This window comes from Streptomyces sp. SS8 (genome assembly GCF_054072955.1).
On record NZ_JBSVCZ010000021.1, the window covers coordinates 56,404 to 72,313 of the forward strand.

General features: G+C 72.6%; 13 protein-coding genes and 4 tRNA genes. 10 read left to right on the forward strand and 7 right to left on the reverse strand.

All coding sequences use genetic code 11. The features are described 5' to 3' along the window. The first annotated feature begins 150 nt into the window (after positions 1–150). A complete protein-coding gene (locus ACW69E_RS19975) occupies positions 151–1,011 on the forward strand; it encodes a hypothetical protein (RefSeq protein ID WP_457499638.1) in 861 nt (286 codons plus the stop codon). 523 nt (positions 1,012–1,534) lie between these two features. Beyond that, positions 1,535–1,741, forward strand: a complete 207-nt coding sequence (gene bldC / locus ACW69E_RS19980; protein WP_020869672.1) for a developmental transcriptional regulator BldC — start codon at positions 1,535–1,537, stop codon at positions 1,739–1,741. A gap of 591 nt (positions 1,742–2,332) precedes the next feature. Here bldC and ACW69E_RS19985 read toward each other — a convergent pair. From ACW69E_RS19985 to hrpA, 3 genes are all read right to left on the reverse strand, one after another. After that, positions 2,333–2,623 carry a DUF6274 family protein gene (locus tag ACW69E_RS19985; RefSeq protein WP_457499639.1) on the reverse strand — a complete coding sequence of 97 codons (291 nt, stop codon included), beginning with the start codon at positions 2,621–2,623 and terminating at the stop codon, positions 2,333–2,335. 134 nt (positions 2,624–2,757) lie between these two features. Further along, a tRNA-Asp gene (locus ACW69E_RS19990) sits at positions 2,758–2,832 on the reverse strand. A 161-nt stretch (positions 2,833–2,993) separates the two neighbouring features. Then, the gene (hrpA, locus tag ACW69E_RS19995) at positions 2,994–7,058 is read right to left on the reverse strand and encodes an ATP-dependent RNA helicase HrpA (protein WP_457499640.1); all 4,065 of its coding nucleotides are present in this window, start codon (positions 7,056–7,058) and stop codon (positions 2,994–2,996) included. A 106-nt stretch (positions 7,059–7,164) separates the two neighbouring features. Between hrpA and ACW69E_RS20000 the strand changes: the two genes are divergently transcribed. From ACW69E_RS20000 to ACW69E_RS20010, 3 genes are all read left to right on the forward strand, one after another. Continuing rightward, a complete protein-coding gene (locus tag ACW69E_RS20000) occupies positions 7,165–8,337 on the forward strand; it encodes an ABC transporter permease (protein WP_457499641.1) in 1,173 nt (390 codons plus the stop codon). 158 nt (positions 8,338–8,495) lie between these two features. Beyond that, complete coding sequence (locus ACW69E_RS20005; protein WP_457499642.1) at positions 8,496–8,759, forward strand: hypothetical protein; 264 nt, start codon at positions 8,496–8,498, stop codon at positions 8,757–8,759. Beyond that, the gene (locus ACW69E_RS20010; protein ID WP_457499643.1) at positions 8,756–9,094 is read left to right on the forward strand and encodes a type II toxin-antitoxin system PemK/MazF family toxin; all 339 of its coding nucleotides are present in this window, start codon (positions 8,756–8,758) and stop codon (positions 9,092–9,094) included. The genes ACW69E_RS20005 and ACW69E_RS20010 overlap by 4 nt, the downstream gene beginning before the upstream one ends. Before the next feature lie 89 nt (positions 9,095–9,183). Here the strand turns inward: ACW69E_RS20010 and ACW69E_RS20015 are convergent. From ACW69E_RS20015 to ACW69E_RS20030, 4 genes are all read right to left on the reverse strand, one after another. Next, positions 9,184–9,257 (reverse strand) — tRNA-Phe (locus ACW69E_RS20015). Between the two features lie 4 nt (positions 9,258–9,261). Then, positions 9,262–9,336 (reverse strand) — tRNA-Asp (locus tag ACW69E_RS20020). A 38-nt stretch (positions 9,337–9,374) separates the two neighbouring features. Continuing rightward, positions 9,375–9,447: transfer RNA gene (locus ACW69E_RS20025), tRNA-Glu, on the reverse strand. Positions 9,448–9,549: 102 nt separating this feature from the next. Then, a complete protein-coding gene (locus ACW69E_RS20030) occupies positions 9,550–11,181 on the reverse strand; it encodes a metallophosphoesterase family protein (protein WP_457499644.1) in 1,632 nt (543 codons plus the stop codon). A gap of 138 nt (positions 11,182–11,319) precedes the next feature. On the opposite strand from ACW69E_RS20030, the gene ACW69E_RS20035 reads away from it, so the two are divergent. The 5 genes from ACW69E_RS20035 to ACW69E_RS20055 all read left to right on the forward strand — a co-directional run bounded on the left by ACW69E_RS20035 (position 11,320) and on the right by ACW69E_RS20055 (position 15,664). Further along, the gene (locus ACW69E_RS20035) at positions 11,320–11,682 is read left to right on the forward strand and encodes a metallopeptidase family protein (RefSeq protein WP_457499645.1); all 363 of its coding nucleotides are present in this window, start codon (positions 11,320–11,322) and stop codon (positions 11,680–11,682) included. A 74-nt stretch (positions 11,683–11,756) separates the two neighbouring features. After that, positions 11,757–12,227, forward strand: a complete 471-nt coding sequence (locus tag ACW69E_RS20040; protein WP_457499646.1) for a FluC/FEX family fluoride channel — start codon at positions 11,757–11,759, stop codon at positions 12,225–12,227. Positions 12,228–12,235: 8 nt separating this feature from the next. Beyond that, positions 12,236–12,610, forward strand: a complete 375-nt coding sequence (crcB, locus tag ACW69E_RS20045) for a fluoride efflux transporter CrcB (RefSeq protein WP_457499647.1) — start codon at positions 12,236–12,238, stop codon at positions 12,608–12,610. Positions 12,611–12,664: 54 nt separating this feature from the next. Then, on the forward strand, positions 12,665–13,447 hold the full coding sequence (locus ACW69E_RS20050; RefSeq protein ID WP_457499648.1) for a hypothetical protein: 783 nt from the start codon (positions 12,665–12,667) through the stop codon (positions 13,445–13,447). 252 nt (positions 13,448–13,699) lie between these two features. Then, the gene (locus ACW69E_RS20055) at positions 13,700–15,664 is read left to right on the forward strand and encodes a DEAD/DEAH box helicase (protein ID WP_457499649.1); all 1,965 of its coding nucleotides are present in this window, start codon (positions 13,700–13,702) and stop codon (positions 15,662–15,664) included. Positions 15,665–15,910: the final 246 nt, after the last annotated feature.

A 15,910-nucleotide genomic window follows, 5' to 3' on the forward strand; every position in this document is an offset into this window, starting at 1 on the left:
GTGGCGGCGGGATGCGGGGCGGGCCGGTTGGCATGAGGGTACGGCCTGAGGGCCCCCAGGAGTACGGGTGTGCAGTTGCGGTGCCACGATCAGGGTATTGAACTGCCGTTGTCCGCCCCCTCGGCCCGCTGCTCCGGGAGGAAGAAACCCTTGGCCCTCACTACTCCGGTGGCCGTCCCGTACGCGTCCTACCTGCGGGTCTACGAGCCGCTGGCCGCCTTCCCGGAGCCGGAGCGCTCCCACTGGGCCCGCTACGCCCGCAGCGGCGTCCTGCCCGGGGCGCAGGACGAACTGCGCCGGTCGCTGGCCGACCTGCTGCCGGTGCCGCCCGTGGTGGTGCCGGTGCGCGAGAGCGCGGACGCCTTCGTGGCCGAGGTGGACGGGGTGCTGTGCGTCTGCCCCTGGCGGACCAGGCTGCGGGGCTGGCAGGCGCTGGCCGGGCTCGGCGACGAGCTGCCGGCGCCGGTGCTGGATGCGGCGGTGCCGCCGGTGGTGCGGCGCGAGGCGGCGGCGGACTACGACCGCTGGCGGGAGCGGAACCCGGACGCCCGGCCGTGGATCCGCTCGGCCACCTGGCACGTCCCGGTGCGCTGGTTCGTGCTCTTCGCGGACGAGGAGCGCGAGTACGGCAAGGCGGCGGAAGACGGCGCCGGCGGCGCGGGGGAGGGGGTCGTCCTGCGCTACCGCACCCCGATGGTGCAGGCGCGGCGGCGGGTGGCGCGTGCGCTGAAGGTGCTGCGCGAGGAGCTGGAGGACAGCCCGCTGATCGACGGGCTGGTGGACGTGGGGCGCTGGCTGGAGGAGTTCCATCCGCGTTCGATGGTCGAGCTGGACTACGGCGGACTGGTGTATACCATCCCGGAGGAACAGCTCGCCTCCGACCACTCCGCGGCCGACACCGCGGAGGGGCTGGCGGCGCTGCGGGAGGGCGACGGCGAGCGCGCGAGCGCCGTCTACGAGCGGCTGACCGAGCGATGGCGGACGGTACGGCACCGCGGGATGGCCAGCTGAGGCGTTCCGCGTGGGCGGGACGGCGGGGCCGGGGGCTCCGGCGGACGCCCTGTGCGCCGTGAACCGGATCCTTCCGATCCGTTCCGGACCTTCGGGTCGGGGGCGCCCCAAGGTGACCGACCGCACTTACCGGGGTCTTGCCTCGAAGGGCATCTCTCATGCCAAAATAGGACAAGGAGTCCGGAGGGGGCTTCATCCGTCCAACTAAGGTCGGATCCATCGGTATTGCGATCCCTTCCAGGGGGACTGGAGGGGTCCGCTCACGTTGTAACCGATCGTCACGATGGTGTGACCGTCCGTTATGACACGGTCCATCGGCTTCCGTCGAGGTTGGACACCTGAGAGGGCAATTCCATCGGTTTGGCCGACGTGGCTGGACAGATGGTGTAGTTGTAGTGCCGAGGACAAGCCGTTCGTCCTATAACCGACTCGGCCCGCGTCCGCCATTTCGGGCAACGCGGGTCAAGGTGCAGAATTTAGAGGAAAGAACCGTGATGGTTCGGTTCTCCCGAGGAGGCCGCTCATGACCGCTCGCACCCCTGATGCCGAGCCGCTGCTGACCCCGGCTGAGGTTGCCACCATGTTCCGTGTGGACCCGAAGACGGTCACGCGCTGGGCCAAGGCAGGCAAGCTCACGTCCATCCGCACGCTCGGAGGGCATCGCCGCTACCGCGAGGCGGAGGTGCGCGCCCTGCTCGCGGGCATCCCGCAGCAGCGCAGCGAGGGCTGAACAACCCCATGATTCGGGCGTGACGGGGCCCCCATCCCGCTTCGCCGCCCGACTCGGCACAACCTTTCCGGCCGGTGTCCCCCACGCGGCCTGAACGTCGATCGCGCTGGGCTCCGCCGGGTCCAGCGCGATCTTGCGTACTCCCTCGCGCCCGTGCGCCGTGGTGCGTGCGAAGGCCCCCCGGGTTCCGGCCGGGGGGCCTTCGCGTGCGGCCAACCCGGCCTGTTGTGTGCCCGGTTCACCGCGCCGGCCGGAGGTGTCGGGAGGTGTGCCCGAGGGCTGTTCGGAGTCCTCGCAGGGCCCCCTGCGGGGGGCGCGCAGAGGCACCGGGAGGGGCGCTCGGGTGCAGTGCAATGGCACATATTAAATTTACCCGATGTAGGAAGGGGTTAAATTCCTCTCTCTGATCAACCGATTCGGTGACTCCCGTCACACAGCACGGGTCTTGCACGCCCCAACTACCGTACGGTAATGGGAAATAAGCGTACGACGCCCCGTAATCGGACCTCCGGTCGGATGTCGCCCCCACCGCCGGCCGCCACCCGGCGGCGCACGAGCGGCCTCGCGGGCGAAGGGGCCGTCAGGCCCGGCTCAGGGCCCGCCGGGGCCCGGTGGGCCCTCCACGGGCGCGGCGGGCGGCTCGGGGTCCTCCCCGGGGTGTGCGGACCGCACAGGCCGTACGGGCGGCTCCGGGCACGGGACGGAGGAGGCGGCCGGGGGCGATCCGCCGGGACGCTCGCCCGCGGGCTCCATCGCCAGCCGCTGCAACCGGTGGCAGACCGGGCAGTGCCGGGTGGCGTGGCCGTAACGCGTCGCGGCGGACAGATGGGCCCGCAGCAGGGCCCGTGTCTCGTGCCGCGGATACCTCGGAGTCGTCGGCATCGCGCCCACCTCCCTGTAGCAGGGATGTACCCGCGGCCTGAGGAGCCGTCAAGACGGCCCGTGCGCCGGGGATGCCCAAGGGCGCGTAAAACGGCCAGTGGCCCGGATCCACGGGGGATCCGGGCCACTCGATGCGGTCCTGACGGGATTTGAACCCGCGGCCTCCACCTTGACAGGGTGGCGAGCACTCCAAACTGCTCCACAGGACCTGGAGGCCGCAGCGCCGGGCGCTGCCCGAGCTGCGAGAAGGACTCTACAGCAGCTCAGGGACACAAAGCGAACTCACTCTCAGTCCCGGCCCGGCTACCGGCCCGCCACCGGCTCGCGACCGGTCGGTCCCTGTGCCGGTCCGGCCCCTGTGCCGGTCCCGCTACGGCGCCGCCGCGTCCACCGCCTTCACGATGCGCTTGTCCGAGACCGGGTAGGCCGTCCCCAGGGCGTGCGCGAAGTAGCTGACCCGCAGTTCCTCGATCATCCAGCGGATCTCCCGTGCCTCCCGCGGCACCGGCCGCCCCTTCGGGAACTGCTCCAGCAGCCACTCGTACTCGTCCCGCATCTCCCTCACCTTCGCCATCCGGGCGCGGTCCCGGTCGGCATTGGTCGGGAGCTGCTGGAGACGGCGGTCCACGGCCATCAGATAGCGCAGCAGGTCCGGCAGGCGCCGGGCGCCGTGGGCGGTCACGAAGCCCGGTCCGACCAGCTCCGTGAGCTGCTGCCGCACATCCGCGAGGTTCGGCGCCAGCGTCGGGCTGACCGACAGCGGGGGCGACTTCATCCGGCGCTCGCACGACTGCCAGGCGGCGAGGACCTCGCGCACCTGCCGCACCGTCGCCACCGTCGCGTCGGTGATGTCGGCGCGCACGGCGTCGAAGAGCTTGCGGAAGTCCTCCTCGTTCCAGGCCGGGCCGCCGTGCGCCGCGATCAACCGGTCCGCGGCGGCCGTCACGCAGTCGTCGAACAGCGCCTGGACGCTGCCGTGCGGGGAGGCGGCGAGGGAGAGCCGGTCCTGGTTGGTGAGTTTGGACTGGGCGAACTTGGCCGGATTGGACGGGAGGTTGAGCAGGACGAGCCGGCGCGTGCCGCGCCACATCGCCTCGCCCTGCTCGTCCTCGGTGTCGAAGAGCTTCACCGACACCGACGCGCCGTCGTCCACCAGCGCCGGGTACGCCCTGACCGGCTGGCCGGCCCGCCGCGTCTCGAAGGTGCGCGGCAGGGCGCCGATGGTCCAGGAGGTCAGCCCGGTGCGCTGCTCCAGACCGCCGCCGGCGCCGTCGCCGCCCTTGTCCCGGGCGGAGTCGAACGCCTTGGACAGCGCGGCCCGGGTGCGCGGGCGCAGGGCGTCCCTCAGCTCCTCCAGGTCCTTGCTCTCGGCGTCGCCGGAGACCTTGCGGCGCCGCTCGTCCACCACCCGGAAGGTGATCTTCAGATGGTCGGGGACCCTGGACGGGTCGAAGTCCTCCGGGGCCACCCGCACTCCCGTCATCCGCGTCAGCCCCCGCGCCAGCACGGCCGTCAGCGGCTCGTCCAGCGTCTCCCGGGGGATGTCGCCGTCCCCTCCGGCGACGGTGTCCAGGAAGCGCCGGGCGAAGTCGGGGGCGGGCACGTAGTTGCGGCGGATCGGTTTGGGCAGCGAGCGGATCAGCTCGGTGACCAGATCCGCGCGCAGCCCGGGGATCTGCCAGTCGAAGCCTTCGGAGGAGACCTGGTTGAGCACCTGGAGGGGGATGTGGACGGTGACGCCGTCGGCGTCCGCGCCCGGCTCGAACTGGTACGTCACCCGGAACCTCAGCCTGCCCTGGCGCCAGGAGTCGGGGTAGTCGTCCTTGGTGACCTGCCCGGCCCGCTCGTTGATGAGCATGGACTTCTCGAAGTTGAGCAGGTCCGGCTCCTCCTGGCGTTTGCGCTTCCACCAGGAGTCGAAGTGCGCGCCGGAGACGACGTGTTCGGGGACGCGCCGGTCGTAGAAGTCGAACAGCGTCTCGTCGTCGACGAGGATGTCGCGGCGGCGGGCCCGGTGTTCCAGCTCCTCCACCTCGCCCAGCAGCCTGCGGTTGTCGTGGAAGAACTGGTGGTGGGTGCGCCAGTCGCCCTCCACCAGGGCGTTGCGGATGAACAGCTCGCGGCAGGTCTCCGGGTCGATGCGCCCGTAGTTCACCTTGCGCTGGGCCACGACGGGCACGCCGTACAGCGTCACCTTCTCGTAGGCCATCACCGCCGCTTGCTTCTGCTCCCAGTGCGGCTCGCTGTAGGTGCGCTTGACCAGATGACCGGCGAGCGGCTCGATCCAGTCCGGGTCGATCTTCGCGTTGACCCGCGCCCACAGCCGCGAGGTCTCCACCAGCTCGGCCGACATGATCCAGCGCGGCGGCTTCCTGAACAGCGCGGAGCCGGGGAAGACGGCGAACTTCGCGCTGCGCGCGCCCAGGTACTCGTTGCCCTTGGCGCTCTCCCGCCCGCCCTCGCCCGGGGAGCTCTTCCCGCTCTCCTTGACCTCCTTGAGGCCGATGTGCGAAAGCAGGCCCGCCAGCAGCGACTGGTGGACGCGGTCGGCGTCCGCGTCCTGGTCGTTCATGTGGACGCCCATGGACTTGGCGACCTGGCGGAGCTGGACGTAGATGTCCTGCCACTCGCGTATGCGCAGGTAGTTGAGGAACTCGGACCGGCACATCCGGCGGAAGGCCGAGGAGGACAGCTCTTTCTGCCGCTCGCGCACGTAGCGCCACAGGTTGAGCAGGGCGAGGAAGTCGCTGTTCTCGTCGCGGAACCGGGCGTGCTGCTGGTCGGCCTGCTGCTGCTTGTCGGCGGGACGCTCGCGCGGGTCCTGGATGGACAGCGCCGCGGCGATCACCATGACCTCGCGGACGCAGCCGTTGCGGTCGGCCTCCAGCACCATCCGCGCCAGCCGCGGGTCGACGGGGAACTGCGCCAGCTTCCGGCCCGTCTCCGTCAGGCGCTTGCGAGGGTCCTTCTGCTTCGGGTCGAGCGCGCCCAGCTCCTCCAGCAGCTGCACCCCGGCCTTGATGCTGCGGTGGTCCGGCGGGTCGATGAAGGGGAAGCGCTCGATGTCGCCCAGCCCCGCGGCGGTCATCTGGAGGATGACGGAGGCCAGGTTGGTGCGCAGGATCTCCGGGTCGGTGAACTCCGGCCGGGAGAGGAAGTCCTCCTCGGAGTACAGCCGGACGCAGATGCCGTCCGAGGTGCGGCCGCAGCGGCCCTTGCGCTGGTTGGCACTGGCCTGCGAGACCGGCTCGATCGGCAGCCGCTGGACCTTGGTGCGGTGGCTGTAGCGGGAGATGCGGGCGGTGCCGGTGTCGATGACGTACTTGATGCCGGGGACGGTCAGCGAGGTCTCGGCGACGTTGGTGGCCAGCACGATCCGCCGGCCGCCGTGCTTCTGGAACACCCGGTGCTGCTCGGCGTGCGACAGCCGCGCGTACAGCGGCAGCACCTCCGTCTCGTGCCCGATATGCGGCTTCGCCGCGTGGCGCAGGTTCTTCCTGTTCAGCGCGTCGGCGGTGTCGCGGATCTCCCGCTCGCCGGAGAGGAAGACCAGGATGTCGCCCGGCCCCTCGGCCTGGAGCTCGTCGACCGCGTCGCAGATCGCGGTGATCTGGTCCCGGTCGGGGTTGTCGCCCTCCTCCTCCAGCAGCGGCCGGTAGCGGACCTCCACCGGATACGTACGGCCGGACACCTCCACGATCGGGGCGTCGCCGAAGTGGCGGGAGAAGCGCTCGGGGTCGATCGTCGCGGAGGTGATGACGACCTTGAGGTCCGGGCGGCGGGGCAGCAGCCGGGCGAGGTAGCCCAGCAGGAAGTCGATGTTGAGGCTGCGCTCGTGCGCCTCGTCGATGATGATCGTGTCGTAGCGGCGCAGCTCGCGGTCGGTCTGGATCTCGGCCAGCAGGATGCCGTCCGTCATCAGCTTGACCAGGGTGTCCTCGCCCACCTGGTCGGTGAAGCGGACCTTCCAGCCCACCGCCTCGCCCAGCGGCGTGCGCAGCTCCTCGGCGACGCGCTCGGCCACCGTGCGGGCCGCGATCCGGCGCGGCTGGGTGTGCCCGATCAGCCCCTTCACCCCGCGCCCGAGCTCCAGGCAGATCTTGGGGATCTGGGTGGTCTTGCCGGAGCCGGTCTCGCCCGCGACGATCACGACCTGGTTGTCCCGTATCGCCTGAAGGATCTCGTCCTTCTTCTGGCTGACGGGCAGCTGCTCGGGGTAGTCGATCGCGGGGACGGCGTCCCGCCGTGCGGCCACGCGCAGCTCGGCGCGCTCGACCTCGGCGGCGATCTCCTCGAGCACGGCGCGCCGCGCCTCCGGCTTGCGGATGCGGCGGATGCCCTCCAGTCGGCGGCCGAGCCGCTGCTGGTCGCGCAGCATCAGCTCGGGCAGTCGCTCCAGGACGGCGGGGAGGCTGGGATCAGACACAGTGGACATACGGGCTCCAGGATCGCACCCGCACCGAGTGCCGGGCGAATCAATTCACCGCTCCTCGTGACAGGATTGCGGTGTTATGGGCGAAACGACTGTCTAGGGTGAGCGCATGAACGCCCGGCGCCACCCCCTCCCCGACGACCCCGAGGGCGCTGGGGAGCCCGACGGCTCGCGCACCGCGCACGGCTCTCATGATGCCCGCGCCGGGGAGGAATCCGGACAGGGCGGCCGGGGAGGGGGCACCGCCGGGCGGTGGCGGCGCTTCAAGGACTCGCCCTTCCTGCCCGCCGCCGTGCTGTCGCTGCTCATCGCCGCCGCGGCCGGGCTCTTCGCCGGCTCGTACACCTACGCCATGGCCGACCCCACCCCGCGCCGTATCCCCGTCGCGGTCGTCGGCGCCACCGGGGACGCCTCCGTCCACCGGGAGCGCGCGCAGGCGTTCGCCGCCGCGATCGGCGAGGACCTGAGCTCCTCCCTGGAACTGCGCGAGTACCCCACCGCCGCGGCGGCCGACGAGGCCCTGGAGTCGCAGAAGGTCTTCGCCGTGCTGCGCATCCCCGGCGACCCGGGCCGGGAGCGGCCGGTGCTGGAGGTCTCCAGCGCCTCGGGCGCCTCCGTCGCCGAGCTGCTGACCGAGGCCGCCCGATCGGTGGGCGAGGAGGCCGGACTGCGGGTGACGGTGCGGGACGCCAAACCACTGGACCCGGGCGACCCGCGCGGCCTGGCCCTGTTCTACGTCACCCTCGCGGCGGTGGTCACCGGCTTCATCGGGGCCATCCAGATGAGCGTCCACGCCGGGGGCCTGAACCCCGCCGAGCGGATCGCCTTCACGGCCGCCTACTCACTGCTGGGCGCCTTCGCCATCGCGGCGGCCGTGGACTGGCTGCTGAACGCGATCGACTTCCCCTTCGTCCACTCCTGGATGATCCTCGCCCTGACCATGTTCACCTCGGGCATGGTCTTCACCATGTTCCAGGCCCTGATCGGCCGCTGGGCCATGCTCCCCACCTGGGGCCTGATGGTCCTCATCGGCAACCCCTCCTCCGGGGGAGCGGTCTCCTGGCCCCTGCTGCCCTCACCGCTGGGCACCATCGGCCGCTGGCTCCCGCCCGGCGCCTCCGTCAACGCCCAGCACACGGCCGTCTACTTCCCCGGTTATCTGCACGCACAGCCCTATCTGGTGCTGGTCGGCTGGGCGGTCGTCTCCTGCGCCGTCTTCTGGATCCTGCGCCACCGCCATCCGGGCGGCCGGGACGGCGGCTCCCGGGCAGGGGGGTCCTGACCAGGCCCGGCCGGGGCGAGTTCCTTGACGCAGGTCGACAGCGGTCCCACACTGGTTGTATGACATCTGTACGACAGGCTGGAGGAGGAGTGGGTACCGCATCGACCCGCAGGAAACGGCCGGCCGGAAGGACCGCCGGACTCAACGAGACGGCGCCTGTGCTCGGGCCCAGCAAGCTGGCACAGGTCCGGCTCCGTAGTGATGAGATGGAGGCCCTCCAGGAGGTCATGCGGACGCTGCACCTCGGCTCAACCTCCGACGCCCTTCGTGAAGGGCTGAGGCTTCTCGCGAGGGAGGCGGCCGAGGTGGGGGCGGCCGAGGAGATCCGTGCCTTCTACCGCGGGCAGGCCGCGCCGCTGCCCGAGGGCGTTGCCGAGCCGAGTGACGCCGAACTCGCGGCGGCGGACGAGACGCAGTGGTGAGTCCTGGTACAGCGCTGCGCGGCGAGGTATGGGTTTGTGCGCTGCCCCAGCCGGTGGGACCGCATCCGGTGGTCGTCCTCACCGTCAACCGGATCGCGGAACCGCTTGCATCGGTCACGGTCGCACTCATCACGGGTACATCCGGCCCGCAGACCACCCACGTTCCGATCGGACCGGACGCGGGCCTGAAGAAGTACGACGAGTCCTACGTGAACTGCGCAGACCTCCACACAGTGGCCAAGCCGCGGCTGCGGAGAAAGCTCGGGCTTCTGGCCCCGGGCGAACTGCGCCGTGTGGAGGAATCCGTCCGGTTGATCCTCGGACTGAGGCACTGACCTCGGGGCCGACCCCGTCGGCGTACGGACCGGCGCGGAAACGGTGAAAGCCCCGCTCCGGAGACCCGGAGCGGGGCTTTCACCTGCGGTGGCTGGGGCCGGGGTCGAACCGGCGACCTTCCGCTTTTCAGGCGGACGCTCGTACCAACTGAGCTACCCAGCCGCAGCGGTCCTGACGGGATTTGAACCCGCGGCCTCCACCTTGACAGGGTGGCGAGCACTCCAAACTGCTCCACAGGACCAAGCTATGTACGAGCACCAGTCTCGCACAGGTTGTGCGTGCCCCCAACGGGATTCGAACCCGTGCTACCGCCTTGAAAGGGCGGCGTCCTGGGCCACTAGACGATGAGGGCTGATGGCCCACCTGGGCGCTTCTCAGCGCGTCGGGGACGTGAGAAGCATATGGGATGGCGGGACGGATCGCCAAAACGGATTTCCGGCGACGCCCGGGCGGGCTACTCGGCGGGCTGCCGGGACGGCGACTCGGACGGGGATCGGGACGGGGACTCGGAGGGAGACCCGGAGGGAGACCCGGAGGGAGACGGGGACGGGGAGGGGGAGCTGCCCGGCTCCACGTCCTCCGGCAGACGGCGGCTGACCTCGGCCGTCGTCAGGCCCAGACCGCCCAGGGTGATCTCGTCCCACGCCTGGAGCCGTTTGGTGTCCTGGTCCAGATAGAGCACCGAGGCCATCACCTTCTGCGGCTCGTCGCCCTCCACGGCCCGCAGTCCGCCGCCGCCCGTGGAGCCCTCGATCATCAGCCGGGTGCCCTCCTCCATCACCCGCGCCTCCCGGCGGTGGACGTGGCCGGCCAGCACCAGGGGCACGTCGCCGTCCGTCTGCTGGGCCGCGATCGGGTTGTGCGCGGCGGCGATGTGCACCGGCTTGCCCGCCGCCGCGCTCCTGCGCAGCGAGGCGGCCAGTTTCCGGCCCGCGACGCGCTCGGCCGCGTCGCCCTTGGCGACCACCGAGCGGTCCGGGGTGAACTGCGGATCGCCGACGCCCGCGATCCGCAGACCGCCCACGGTCACCGGCTTCCCGTCGTCCAGGACGTGGGTGTTGTCCAGCTTCTCGATGTACTCCTGGGTGGTGCGCGAGTCGTGGTTGCCGCGCACCCACACGTACGGCGCGCCGAGGTCCTCGACCGGGTCCAGGAAGCCGTTCTCGGCCGCGGTGCCGTGGTCCATGGTGTCGCCCGTGTCGATGATCACGGCGATGTCGTACTGCTCGACCAGTGACCTGACGATGTGCCACGCGGCCGGGTTGAGGTGGATGTCGGAGACGTGCAGCACGCGGATGGTGCTGGGGTCCGGCTGGTAGGCGGGGAGCGTGGACGTGGCGTCGTAGAGCTTGGTGACGTTGGTGACCAGACGCGCCAGCTCCTGCTGGTAGACGTCGAAGTCGGTGACGATGCTGCGCGCGTTGCCCACCACGCTCGGCGCGCTGGCCAGCAGCCCGGAGAACTTCGGCTCCAGCAGCGACTTCGGGTTCCACGTCGCGTAGGCGCTCGCGCCGGAGGCCGCCAGGAGCGCGAGCGCGAGACCGCCCGCCGCGAGCGCGCGCCGCGGGCGCCGGTAGACGGCCAGGCCGAGCGCCGTGGCGCCGGAGACCACCGCGACGGAGGCCTTCACCGCCAGGTCCCGTGTGCCGGACCGCACATCGCCGGTGATCTGCTCCTCCAGCCCGCTGATCCGCTCCGGGCGGTCTATCAGGGCCTGGGCGCGCTCGGGGTCGAGCTGGTCGATGCCGACGTCCAGGGCGAGCGGGGCGTGGTGGCTGTCCAGTTCGAGCGCGCCGAGCGGCGGCACGCTGATCTCGGTGCCCCCGGTCAGCGAGGGGCGCAGCGACATCCGGGTGTCCACCGGTCCCACGTCCGCCTTCACGCTGCCCAATGCGAGCAGTCCCAGCCAGGCGCCGAGCAGTGTGACGGCGGCCAGCGCGAACGCGCGGGCGTACGGGTGGGGGGTGTGGCTCAGGGAGTACACCGGCGCGGGCCGGTGCGCCCGGAAGCGGCTGCGCAGAGCACGGGGAACGGCTGCGGACCGGCGGGCGGGGACCCGGCGCGGCCGGAGGGGTTCTCGGCTCATGCCGTGCCATATGCCCGTCCGGGTGGCGACTATGCGGCGGACGCACGGTGGACGGGCGGCGTCCGCGCGGCCCGCCGCCGCGCCGCGGTCCTGTGCCGGCCCGTGCGCCGTCCGCGTGCCGTGACGGACAATGGGCGCGTGCTGGAGATAACGCGCGAGGAGTTCGAGGAACTGGTGGCCGAGGCGCTCGACCGGATCCCGCCGGAGCTGACGCGGCTCATGGACAACGTGGCGGTGTTCGTGGAGGACGAGCCGCCCGCCGAGGATCCCGAACTGCTCGGGCTCTACGAGGGCACGCCGCTGACCGAGCGCGGCGAGTGGTACGCGGGCGTCCTGCCGGACCGCATCACCGTCTACCGCGGGCCCACCCTGCGGATGTGCGAGCGCGAGGGCGGCGACCGGCAGACGGTCGTCGAGGAGGTGGAGATCACCGTGGTGCACGAGATCGCCCACCACTTCGGCATCGACGACGAGCGGCTGCACGACCTGGGCTACGCGTGAGCGGAGGCTTCCGGGACAGGCGCGGGAAGGGGACCGCGGAGGGCCCCGGGGAGGACGGGGGCCCGGGGGACGGGGTGATCGACCCCGACGTCGATCTGCACGTACCCGCCCAGCGCGCCGAGACCGCCGGGGCGCACGCGGTGGTCGTCCTCGCCGCCGTCGCGGCGGGCGGTGCGCTGGGCGCCTGCGCCCGGTACGCCCTCACCCTGCCCTGGCCGGCCGCGCCCGGGGGCTTTCCCTGGGCCGTCCTCGCCGTCAACGCCGCCGGGTGCGCGCTGATCGGCGTGCTGATGGCGCTGCTGGAGGAGCACGGTGGGAAGGGACCCGGTGGGGCGTGGGCGCGTCACCCGCTGGCGCGGCCCTTCCTGGGCACGGGCGTGCTGGGCGGTTTCACCACCTTCTCCGTGTACGCGCTGGATGCCGTACGGCTGCTGGAGGAGGGCGCCGCGGGTACCGCGCTGCTGTACCTGGGCGCCACCTTGGCCGCCGCCCTCTGCGCAGTGTGGGCGGCCACCGCCGCGACCCGGGCGGCCGTGGCGCGGTGAGTGGCGCGGTGGGCTGGCTCCTGGTGGCGCTCGGCGGCGCGGCGGGCGCGTGCCTGCGGTACACGGTGGACCGCGCGGTGCAGTCGCGGCACGAGTCGCTCTTCCCCTGGGGCACCCTCACCGTCAACGCCGTCGGCAGCCTGCTGCTGGGCCTGGTGACCGGCGCCGTCGGGGCGGGGGCGGCGGGGCCGGGGGCCGCCGCGCTGCTCGGCACGGGGCTGTGCGGCGCGCTGACGACGTACTCCACCTTCTCCTACGAGACGCTGCGGCTGGCCGAGAGCGGCCACCGGCGGGCGGCGCTGGCGAACGCGGCCGTCACGCCGCCGGTCGCCCTGGGAGCGGTGTGGGCGGGTCTGGAGCTGACGCGTTACCTGGCGGGCTGACGGGAGTTGGGCAGGGGGAGCCCGCCCGTCTCCCGCCCTCCGGAGGTGCCGCCCGTGCGCCCGTCCAGTCCCGCCCATCGCAAGCACGCCCATGAGCACGCCCGCCGGCCCGTCCGTACGGACGCCCGCGCGAGCGTCCGTACGGCCGCCGGCGCCCTGCTGCTGGCCACCCTCAGCGGCTGCATGACGGTCGGCTCCTCCGGAGGCGAGGGGGAGGAGGGCGGCGGCCGGGAGCCGGCCGGGCACCGGGTCTCCAGGGACGCCGGCGACCCGCGGACGGGCAGCGGGGTCGCTCCGCGCGGCGGGGAGCGGGGCGCGGACCACGCGGAGCAGGGCGGGCGGAAGGACCGGGGCGGTGAGGACGGGTCCTCGAAGCGGCCGTCCGGTTCGCCGTCCTCCTCGCCGTCCTCCGCCGCCCCCACGGCGGGCGCTCCGCGGCCGAAGAAGCCCTCCGCGTCGGCGAGTTCGGGCAGGGGCGGAGGACGTACGACCGCCCCGCCCACCCCCTCGCGCACCGCCGCGCCACCGCCCGCGGACCCCACGACCCCGCCCGCCGAGCCCACCCCGTCACAGGGGAGCGGCGGCACCGGCGGCGGGGACGGCGGCGGAGGTGACGGCGCAGGTGACGGAGACGGCGGGGGCGGCGAGGGCGGCGGGGGCGGCGGTGCGCAGGACGGCCCCGGCGAGGGCACGGAGTCCGGCGCCGAGGGGCTTTCCCGGCTGTCGGCGCGGTACGGAATGAACGGAGGGCCGTCCGTCGTTCACTCCTCGTACGACATCCACGGAACCGGCGGCCCGCACCACTCAGGCGAACGCTTCGGTCCCGCGGACCGGTAGACTTACCCGCAGGCGGTCGCCACCGCCGTTCCTCCAGCCCCACCGGCAGCGCGGACAACGGATTTGCGCTCGGGGAGGGGAGGTCGTATGGTGGCAGATCGTTTGCTCCCATTTGCCCGGCGCCGTGAATCAGTAGCGCGCCGTGTGGCGCGTTCCTCACCTGAGCCGTGGCTGACCGCATCGAGGCGGTCTTATGCGAAAACACGGAGTTGCGGGCGCGTGCCATGTGACTTCCGAGAGGTTTGTTTTCGCATGTCTGTGACCACCCCTGACGTCGTCCTGCCCGAGGACGAGCCGACGACCACGTTCGCCGACCTCGGTCTGCCCGGCGAGATCGTCCGCAAGCTCGCGCACAACGGCGTCACCGTCCCGTTCCCGATCCAGGCCGCGACCATCCCGGACGCGCTGGAGGGCAAGGACGTCCTCGGCCGCGGCCGCACCGGCTCCGGCAAGACGCTCAGCTTCGGCCTGCCGCTGCTGGCCCGCCTGGCCGGCGGCCGCACCGAGCGCAAGCGCCCCCGCGGCGTCATCCTCACCCCCACCCGTGAGCTGGCCATGCAGGTCAGCGACGCGCTCCAGCCGTACGGCGACGTCCTCGGCCTGAAGCTGAAGGTCGTCTGCGGCGGCACCTCGATGGGCAACCAGATCGCAGCCCTGGAGCGCGGCGTCGACGTCCTCGTCGCCACCCCGGGCCGGCTGCGCGACCTGATCAACCGCGGCTCCTGCTCGCTGGACGACGTGGAGACCGCGATCCTGGACGAGGCCGACCAGATGGCCGACCTGGGCTTCCTGCCCGAGGTCACCGAGCTGCTCGACCTGGTGCCGGCCGGCGGCCAGCGGATGCTGTTCTCCGCCACGCTGGAGAACGAGATCGACACCCTGGTGCGCCGCTACCTCGTCGACCCCGTCCACCACGAGGTTGACGCGGCCCAGGGCGCGGTCACGACGATGAGCCACCACGTGCTGATCGTGAAGCCGCGCGACAAGGCGCCGGTCACCGCCGCCATCGCCGCACGCAAGGGCCGCACCATCGTCTTCGTCCGCACCCAGCTCGGCGCCGACCGCGTGGCCGAGCAGCTGCGCGAGGCGGGCGTGCGGGCGGACGCGCTGCACGGCGGCATGACGCAGGGTCTGCGCACCCGGACGCTGGCCGACTTCAAGGACGGCCGCGTCAACGTGCTGGTGGCCACCGACGTCGCCGCGCGCGGCATCCACGTCGACGACATCGACCTGGTGCTCAACGTGGACCCGGCCGGCGACCACAAGGACTACCTGCACCGCTCCGGCCGCACCGCCCGCGCGGGCCGCTCCGGCACGGTCGTCTCGCTGGCGCTGCCGCACCAGCGGCGGCAGATCTTCCGGCTGATGGAGGACGCGGGCGTGGACGCCTCGCGCCACGTCATCGGCCGCGGCGACGCCTTCGACGACGATGTGGTGGAGATCACCGGCGCCCGGTCGCTGACCGAGGTGCAGGCCGAGTCGGCGCTGAACGCCGCCAAGCAGGCCGAGCGCGAGGTGGCCGAGATCGCCCGGCAGCTGGAGCGCGCGCAGCGCCGCGCCGCCGAGCTGCGCGAGGAGGCCGACAAGCTGTCGGCGCGCGCCGCCCGCGAGCGGGGCGACGACCCGGAGGCGGCCGTGGCCGCGGTCGCCGAGGCGACCGAGGCGGCGGTGGCCGAGTTCACCGCCGAGGCCGACGCGGCGGAGGCGAAGGCCGAGGCCGAGGCGCGCCGGGCGCGCGAGGAGCGGTCGTACGACCGCCGCGACGACCGGGGCAACTTCCGCCGCGACCGGGACCGCGACGACCGCCGCCCCTACGGCCGTGACCGCGACCGGGACCGTGACGAGCGCGGCGACCGCGGCGACCGGCGTCCGTTCAACCGGGACCGGCGTGACGACCGGGGCGACCGCGGTGACCGGGGTGAGCGTCGTCCGTTCAACCGCGACAGCCGTGACGACCGGGGCGGCTTCCGCCGCGACAACGACCGGCGCGAGTTCGGCCACCGCGGTGGCGGCGACCGCCCGTTCAACCGGGACCGCGACGACCGCCGTCCCTTCAACCGCGACCGCGACCGTGACGAGCGCCGCCCCTACGGCCGCCGTGACGACCACCGCGGTGGCGGCTACCAGGGCGGCGGGCACCAGGGCGGCGACCACCGCGGCGGCGGCCGCTCGTTCGACCGCCGTGCGGACAAGCCGCGCTGGAAGCGCAACGGCTGAGCCGGACAGACCAGTTGAGGGCCCGGCCCGGAGCACCGCTCCGGGCCGGGCCCTCCGGCGTGTCCGGCCCCGTGCGGGCGGCGGATATCGCGGTGCCGCTGTCACCGCCCGTTGGTAGCCTCCCGGGGACTCGCACGGCGGACGCACGGAACCCCCACCTCTCTCCTGCCTCCGCCTGCCTTCTCCTGCCTCCGTCTCCGCCGGGTGCGGTACGCGCGGAGGGTTTGTGTCCCCGAGGAATCCGAA